A 6,755-nucleotide genomic window follows, 5' to 3' on the forward strand; every position below is an offset into this window, starting at 1 on the left:
TGGCATGACCGACCGGCTACGGGACAGGGTCGCGCTGATCGTCGGCAGCGCGCGCGGCATCGGCAAGGGCATCGCGCAGCGTTTCGCCGAAGAGGGCGCGAAGCTCGTGCTGGCCGATACCGAGGCCGAGGCCGGACAAGCCACCGCAAGCGAGTTCGGCGCCGCCTTCATCCGCACCGATATCTCGCAAATGGCCGAGGCCGAGGCCGCCGTGGCGCTGGCGCTCAAGCAGCATGGCCGACTCGACATCCTGGTCCAGAATGCCGGGATTTATCCCTGGCAGCTGATCGAGAACACCAGCCCGGAGGACTGGGATAGAGTGATGGCGGTCAACCTGCGCGGCTCCTTTAATGCCACACGGGCTGCGCTCGTGCCGATGAAGGCGCAGCGGCATGGCCGTATGCTGTTCACATCTTCGATCACCGGGCCGCACGTGACCAGCCCCGGCCACGGCCATTATTCGGCGACCAAGGCCGGCATCAACGGGCTGATCCGTGCCGCCGCGCTCGAATTCGCCGGCTACGGCATCACCGTCAACGGCGTCGAGCCCGGCAACATCCTCACCGAGGCGATCGAGCTGCATCGCGGTGCTGCCTATATCCAGAACATGCAGGACTCCATACCGCTCGGACGGCTGGGCAGCCCGCGCGACGTCGCCAACGCCTTCCTGTTCCTCGCCTCGGACGACGCCAGCTACATCACCGGCACGACCATCGTCGTCGACGGCGGACAGCTGCTGCCCGAAGGCAAGGATTTTCGCCTGCTGCCGCCGTGATCGTTGGCGGGCGTGGCCGAACGGCGAGATTCGCGTCAGGTGACTGCTTGAAGATGGCTGGGATGGTGGGCGATGACGGGCTCGAACCGCCGACATCTTCGGTGTAAACGAAGCGCTCTACCAACTGAGCTAATCGCCCGCTCCGGGCCGGACCTTTAAGCAGTTAGGGCAGGCTTCGCAAGGCCAAATGAACAGGCGCCGCGTTGGCCGCGTGGCGGTTTTCCAGCGGAAAGAGGCGGTTGTCAAAAAACCTTCTCCAGTTTGCTGATAAGGTGCTTTGCCGCGCTTGACACCCGGTGGCGAACCCCTTATCCAGCGGCCCAACGACGAACACGGCTGATACGTGCTCGTCAGTGCGCGGGTGTAGCTCAGTCGGTTAGAGTGCCGGCCTGTCACGCCGGAGGTCGCGGGTTCGAGCCCCGTCACTCGCGCCATTTCTTCCAAGGGCTTAGGCCCGGCCCCTCCGAAAAAAGTTTGACCTTTCCGGCGGCGGAGGGTTGCAGCTTTTCAATATGATCCCGTCCGGGAGCCCTGCGCCGGCTACGCTGCAAGCCTGATCGCCCGCGCTTCACGCCGGGGGCGTGTAATTTGTCGATACCTGGGCCAGTTCAGTGCCTTCTGATGGCCGCTTGTAGATCAGGCGCACGACCAGACCGACATATCCAATCTGAAGAATGACTATCGCAAGAATGGCCCAACCGAGCGCTGTCCAGACAGAGCCGGTTTCGATTCCAACCCAGATAGCCGTGACGAACGACGTCACGAGCATACCCACTAGAAACTGAGGAAAATACATGGCTGCAGCACCCAAGGTTTGGCGATTCAGGCGGCCTTCTCAGTTGTCAAAGAGCCCGCCGCTCCATTGGCGGAGCGGCGGGGCCCCCAAATTTGCCCCCCGGCTGTCGGGGTACGATCGACCCCGAGCATTGCTGACATTGCAATCGCGATGCCAGAAATGATGACCCATTACGGGACACCCAAGCCAAAGGCGCAAGACGGGATCACCGATAAACATTATCTGTGGCTAATATGTCACCAGAGGCCAACGCGGAGAGGCCATTTGGGCAGGCTTGCTGGCCGCGACCCGGGTTGGCGTCGACAGGTCTATGCCGGTCCAACGACAGCAATAAGCAGATCTCCGAAACCGCCTTGAGAACGTTCGGCGCCCAGATGGTATTCCGGCATCCTGGCCGACCGGGAATGCCAGGATGGAGGACGCCACCCGATCGGCCGCCTTGATGCCTAGTGGCCCGACGACAATCCGGACCGGTGGGGTTGCACGCGACTCGGTCGGGAATTACCCCCTCGCCAGCAGCGCCTCGACTTCCTGCAATGTCGGCATCGACGGAGCCGTGCCAGGACGGGTCACCGAAATGCCGGCGACGGCGCACGCGAATCTCACCGCCTGCAGCGGCTCGACGCCTTTCGCCAGGGCCGCCGCGAGACCGCCGTTGAAGGCGTCGCCGGCGCCCGTTGTTTCCACAACCGGACCTGCACTGACGGCGCCGACGTGGTCGGAGCCGCTCTTCGTGTGCAGCAGCGCGCCCTTCTCGCCGAGCGTGATGATGACAGAACCGACACCCCTCGCCAGAAAACTGTCGGCGGCGCGGCGGGCATCGTCGATGGACGACACCTTGATGCCGGTCAGTTCCTCGGCCTCGGTCTCGTTGGGGGTGACGTAGTCGCAAAGCGCATAGATGCGGTCAGGCAGCCTCGCCGCCGGGGCCGGATTGAGGATGGTCGTCACCCCTGCCTCGCGCGCGATCTCCAGCGCCTTCAGCGCTGCCTCGATCGGCTGTTCGAGCTGGGTGATGAAGACGCCGGCCGAACGGATCAGGCCGGCATGGGCCTCGATGTCGGCGTGCGAGATGAGCATCGCCGCGCCAGGGCTGACGATGATGGCATTGTTGCCGCTGGTCTCCTCGACGAAGATATAGGCGGCACCCGTATAGCTCTCCGGCGTATCAATCACCGCCGCCTTCACGCCAGCCGCCTGCCAGGTGTGCTTGGCCATGTCGGCAAAAGCGTCGACGCCGAGCCGGGTCAGGAAGGTGGTGTCGGCGCCCAGTTTGCCGGCCGCGACCGCCTGGTTCGAGCCCTTGCCGCCCGGCCCCAGCTTGAAAGAGTTGCCGAGGATGGTCTCACCCATGCGCGGCTGGCGATCGGCGCGATAGGCGGTGTCGGCAACAAAGACGCCGAGGATGACGACAGGCTTCCCGGCCATCGCCCTACTCCGCATCCGGCGGAATGACGCCCTTGCGGAAGGCGAAACAGCCATAGAAGCGGCGCTCGCCGGTCTGGATGACGCAATAGGCCTTCTTGGCGCGCTCGTAGAAGGCGTAGCGCTCGATCGAGATCATCGGCCAGGGCTTGCCCTCGGCCTTGTCGATCTCCTTCTGCACCTCCTTCTGCACCGGCGGGATCTCGTCAGGATTGCCGACGATCTCCATGCGGGCGGCCGCGTCGTCGACGAAGCTGTCCAGCGGATAGAGCGACAGCACCGCCTTCACCACCTCCGCCGCCGGCGCGTCGATGCGCAGCAGATAGCCGAGCTCCGTCTGGCGAGCGACCGAATCGGCCGGGAAATTGGTGTCGCAGATGATCAGGTCGTCGCCGTGACCCATCGCCCGCAGTGCCTGGAGCACGTCGGCATTGAGCAGCGGATTGATCCCTTTGAGCATGGCAGTCCTCGCGAAAAATCTGTTGGGAAATCAGAGCCGGTTTCCGGTCTTTGCGTCGAAGAGGTGGAGCTGGTCGAGCCGTGGCCTGAGATGCAGCGTGTCACCCGGCTTGAAGTCGTGGCGCTCACGAAACAGCGCCACCATCTCGCTTTCGCCGAAGCGCACAAAGACCAAGGTTTCGGAACCGGTCGGCTCGACCACGGAAATCCTGGCAGCGACGCCGTCGGGGTGGATTTCGAGATGCTCGGGCCGCACGCCATAGACGACGTTTTGGCTATCCTTGGCCGCGCTGCCGGGGGCAAGCGGAAACGCGGTGCCGGATATGTCGACAACGGACTTGTCGCCCTTCCGCACGACGCCCTTCAGAAGGTTCATGGCGGGCGAGCCGATGAAGCCGGCGACGAAGAGATTGGCCGGCCGGTCGAACAGCTGCAGCGGCGCGCCGACCTGCTCGATGCGGCCGTCACGCATCACCACGATCTTGTCGGCCATGGTCATGGCCTCGATCTGGTCGTGCGTGACGTAAATGGTGGTGGTCTTCAGCCGCTGGTGCAGTTCCTTGATCTCGGTGCGCATCTGGACGCGCAGCTTGGCATCGAGGTTGGAGAGCGGCTCGTCGAACAGGAAGACCTGCGGGTTGCGCACGATGGCGCGGCCCATGGCGACGCGCTGGCGCTGGCCGCCCGAGAGCTGACGCGGATAGCGCTTGAGATAGGGCGCGAGATCGAGGATGTCGGCGGCGCGCTTGACCCGCTCGGCGACGATCGCCGGATCGGTCTTGCGCAGCTTCAGCGCGAAAGCCATGTTCTGCTCCACCGTCTTGTGCGGGTAGAGCGCGTAGTTCTGGAACACCATGGCGATGTCGCGCTTCGCCGGCGGCAGATTGTTGACGACGCGCTCGCCGATCGCGATCGTGCCGCCGGAAACGGTCTCCAGCCCGGCCACCATCCTCAACAGCGTGGACTTGCCGCAGCCGGAAGGACCGACCAGCACGACGAACTGGCCGTCGGCGATATCGACGCTGACATCGTGCAGGACCTTGACTGGTCCGAACGCCTTGGCCACATTGGTGATCGCGACTTGAGCCATCATCTCCCCTATCGTTTTCGGTGAAGCTAGCCATTGCCAACGGCAAGGGCAAGTCAGTATATTATAGATAAAAAGCCATTCCTGTTGACAAGGTAATCGATTACGCGAATAGTGGCGAGCGCAAAATCCGATGATCGGTGCTTTGCCGGAAATCGGATCTCCAAGCGACGCAGGGTGGGGTCCCACGTCCCCGTATGGTATAGGAGAAACGCAGACGTTTCGGCGTCCGGTAGGTTGGCACGTCAAATTCACGGCTTTTGTTCTGGGAGGAATGTAGATGAGAGTCGGTCTTTACGAAAAACTGGTCCGCGCGGGTGCCACCCGGCGTGACATTCTCAAGGGCGCGGCCAGCATGGCCGCGATTGCCGCGGCTTCAGGCGCCGGCCTCGGCGCACTGACCCGGCCGGCCGCCGCGGCCGACGATCTGCGCGCGCAGATCCTGCAGATTCCAGGTGTCGGCAAGGGTCAGCCGACGGACGCCGATTTCCAGAAGGTGGGCGAGCTCTGCCTCGAAGCGACCAAGGCCAATGTCAAGGAAGGCGAGTTCGCCGGCGTCGAGCTCACCTTCATGGGCCTCAACAACCAGAACCTGCACAACGTTCTGTTCCGCGGCTTCCTGAAGCCGTGGGAGGCCTATACGGGCGCCAAGATCAGCTGGATCGACCTGGCGCAGGCCGACTACAACGCCCGCCTGCAGCAGTCGATCGCCACAGGCACCGTCGACTTCGACATCATCGAGATGGGCGCGCCCTTCGAAGGCGATGTATGCGGCAAGGGCCTGACCTCCGAAATGCCGGACTGGGTCAAGAAGCAGATCGACTTCGACGACCTGGTCAACTACCTGAAGCCGCCGGTCGGCACCTGGAACGGCAAGCAGTACCGCGTCACCATCGACGGCGACGCGCACAACTTCAACTACCGCACCGACGTGTTCGCCGATGCCGATCTCGCCAAGGCCTGGAAAGAGAGCGGGGCGACGACCGAATGGGGCGTGCCGAAGACCTGGCAGGAAGTGCAAGCCGTCACCAAGTTCCTCAAGGGCAAGCAGTTCAAGGGCCAGGATGTGTATGGCTATCTCGACGCGCCCAAGCCCTGGGGCGGCTTCGGCTTCTACTTCCTCGGCAGCCGCGCCAGCGCCTATGCCAAGCATCCCGACGACAAGGCCTGGATATTCGATGCCGACACGATGAAGCCGCGCATCAACAATCCGGCCTGGGTGCGGGCGATCCAGGACGTCATCGACGCCCTGCCCTCGGAGCCGCCAGACCAGATCAACGCCGATCCGAACACCACCGGCTTCCAGCAGTTCCTGGCCGGCACCGGGTCGATGATCCCGTGGTGGGGCGACATCGGCTCCAACGTCAAGACCAACGACTCGTCGGTCATCGGCGACGTCACCGGCTTCTCGATCCTGCCCGGCTCGGACGACGTCTACAATTCGAAGACCGGCCAATGGGACAAGCTCGCCAGCGGCCCGAACTACTCGCCCAACTGCGCCTATCTCGGCTGGGGCGTCTATGTCATGGCCCGCGTCGACAGTGATGCGAAGAAGCAGAAGGCGGCATGGTCGGCGGCGGCACATCTCGGCGGCAAGGACCTGTCGCTCTGGTGCGCGGCCTATCCGTCGGGCTTCCAGCCCTACCGCAACAGCCATTTCAACATTCCAGAATGGGTGGCGGCCGGCTACGACGAGGCGTTCATCAGCTCCTACCTCAAGTCCGAGGGTGACAGCTACAATCATCCGAACGCGGCGATCGAGCCGCGTATCCCCGGCATCTTCCAGTACTACAGCGCCGCCGAGGACATCCTGGCCAACACCTTCGCCGGCAAGATGAAGGCGCAGGAAGGCGCCGATGCCATCGCCGCCGCCTGGGAGAAGCTGACCGACCAGATCGGCCGCGAAAACCAGATCAAGCTCTACAAAGCCTCGCTCGGCGTGTAGCCTGATCGTATGATGAACCGGGGTCCGGCGACGCAAAGCCGCCGGACCCTGTTTTGACCGGACGGGCCGGTCGTAAGCTTTTGTATCGACGGACGGGACGCGTGGCTGACCAGACCTTGCCAACCAATGCATGGCCGGCAAACGGCGTTCCAGCCGATCTGATCGCACCCGGCCGCAAGCGGCTCGGTTTCGCCCTGATGGCCGCGGCGACGCTCGGCCTGCTCGCCGTCATCGCGCTGCAGATCCTCTACAAGACGGACGTCACCAC

At 63.6% G+C, this 6,755-nt stretch carries 6 protein-coding genes and 2 tRNA genes; 3 read left to right on the plus strand and 5 right to left on the minus strand.

What is annotated here, in order from left to right; translation table 11 throughout:
* The first annotated feature begins 4 nt into the window (after nt 1-4).
* Complete coding sequence (locus EN742_RS18935; protein ID WP_128333147.1) at nt 5-775, plus strand: SDR family oxidoreductase; 771 nt, start codon at nt 5-7, stop codon at nt 773-775.
* 63 nt (nt 776-838) lie between these two features.
* Here the strand turns inward: EN742_RS18935 and EN742_RS18940 are convergent.
* Nucleotides 839-914, minus strand: a tRNA-Val gene (locus EN742_RS18940).
* Between the two features lie 218 nt (nt 915-1,132).
* Here EN742_RS18940 and EN742_RS18945 point away from each other — a divergent pair.
* A tRNA-Asp gene (locus EN742_RS18945) sits at nt 1,133-1,209 on the plus strand.
* Nucleotides 1,210-1,343: 134 nt separating this feature from the next.
* Here the strand turns inward: EN742_RS18945 and EN742_RS18950 are convergent.
* The 4 genes from EN742_RS18950 to ugpC all read right to left on the minus strand — a co-directional run bounded on the left by EN742_RS18950 (nt 1,344) and on the right by ugpC (nt 4,545).
* Nucleotides 1,344-1,571, minus strand: a complete 228-nt coding sequence (locus EN742_RS18950) for a hypothetical protein (protein ID WP_127406750.1) — start codon at nt 1,569-1,571, stop codon at nt 1,344-1,346.
* A 501-nt stretch (nt 1,572-2,072) separates the two neighbouring features.
* Nucleotides 2,073-2,999 (minus strand): ribokinase, encoded by a 927-nt coding sequence (gene rbsK, locus EN742_RS18955; protein WP_127406751.1) that lies wholly within the window; start codon nt 2,997-2,999, stop codon nt 2,073-2,075.
* Between the two features lie 4 nt (nt 3,000-3,003).
* Nucleotides 3,004-3,456 (minus strand): RbsD/FucU family protein, encoded by a 453-nt coding sequence (locus tag EN742_RS18960; RefSeq protein WP_127406752.1) that lies wholly within the window; start codon nt 3,454-3,456, stop codon nt 3,004-3,006.
* 30 nt (nt 3,457-3,486) lie between these two features.
* The gene (ugpC, locus tag EN742_RS18965; protein WP_127406753.1) at nt 3,487-4,545 is read right to left on the minus strand and encodes a sn-glycerol-3-phosphate ABC transporter ATP-binding protein UgpC; all 1,059 of its coding nucleotides are present in this window, start codon (nt 4,543-4,545) and stop codon (nt 3,487-3,489) included.
* 277 nt (nt 4,546-4,822) lie between these two features.
* Here ugpC and EN742_RS18970 point away from each other — a divergent pair, with 277 nt between their 5' ends.
* The gene (locus EN742_RS18970) at nt 4,823-6,487 is read left to right on the plus strand and encodes a sugar ABC transporter substrate-binding protein (protein WP_128333146.1); all 1,665 of its coding nucleotides are present in this window, start codon (nt 4,823-4,825) and stop codon (nt 6,485-6,487) included.
* The last annotated feature ends 268 nt before the right edge of the window (nt 6,488-6,755 follow it).

Origin of the sequence: Mesorhizobium sp. M4A.F.Ca.ET.020.02.1.1, assembly GCF_004022645.1 — a bacterium.
Taxonomy (GTDB): Bacteria; Pseudomonadota; Alphaproteobacteria; order Rhizobiales; family Rhizobiaceae; genus Mesorhizobium.

What these genes read in the sequence shown, in the direction of transcription:
- EN742_RS18935 (WP_128333147.1), top strand. Translation starts at nt 5, where the DNA reads ATGACCGACCGGCTACGGGACAGGGTCGCGCTGATCGTCGGCAGCGCG.
- rbsK (WP_127406751.1), bottom strand. Translation starts at nt 2,999, where the DNA reads ATGGCCGGGAAGCCTGTCGTCATCCTCGGCGTCTTTGTTGCCGACACC.
- ugpC (WP_127406753.1), bottom strand. Translation starts at nt 4,545, where the DNA reads ATGGCTCAAGTCGCGATCACCAATGTGGCCAAGGCGTTCGGACCAGTC.
- EN742_RS18970 (WP_128333146.1), top strand. Translation starts at nt 4,823, where the DNA reads ATGAGAGTCGGTCTTTACGAAAAACTGGTCCGCGCGGGTGCCACCCGG.
- EN742_RS18960 (WP_127406752.1), bottom strand. Translation starts at nt 3,456, where the DNA reads ATGCTCAAAGGGATCAATCCGCTGCTCAATGCCGACGTGCTCCAGGCA.
- EN742_RS18950 (WP_127406750.1), bottom strand. Translation starts at nt 1,571, where the DNA reads ATGTATTTTCCTCAGTTTCTAGTGGGTATGCTCGTGACGTCGTTCGTC.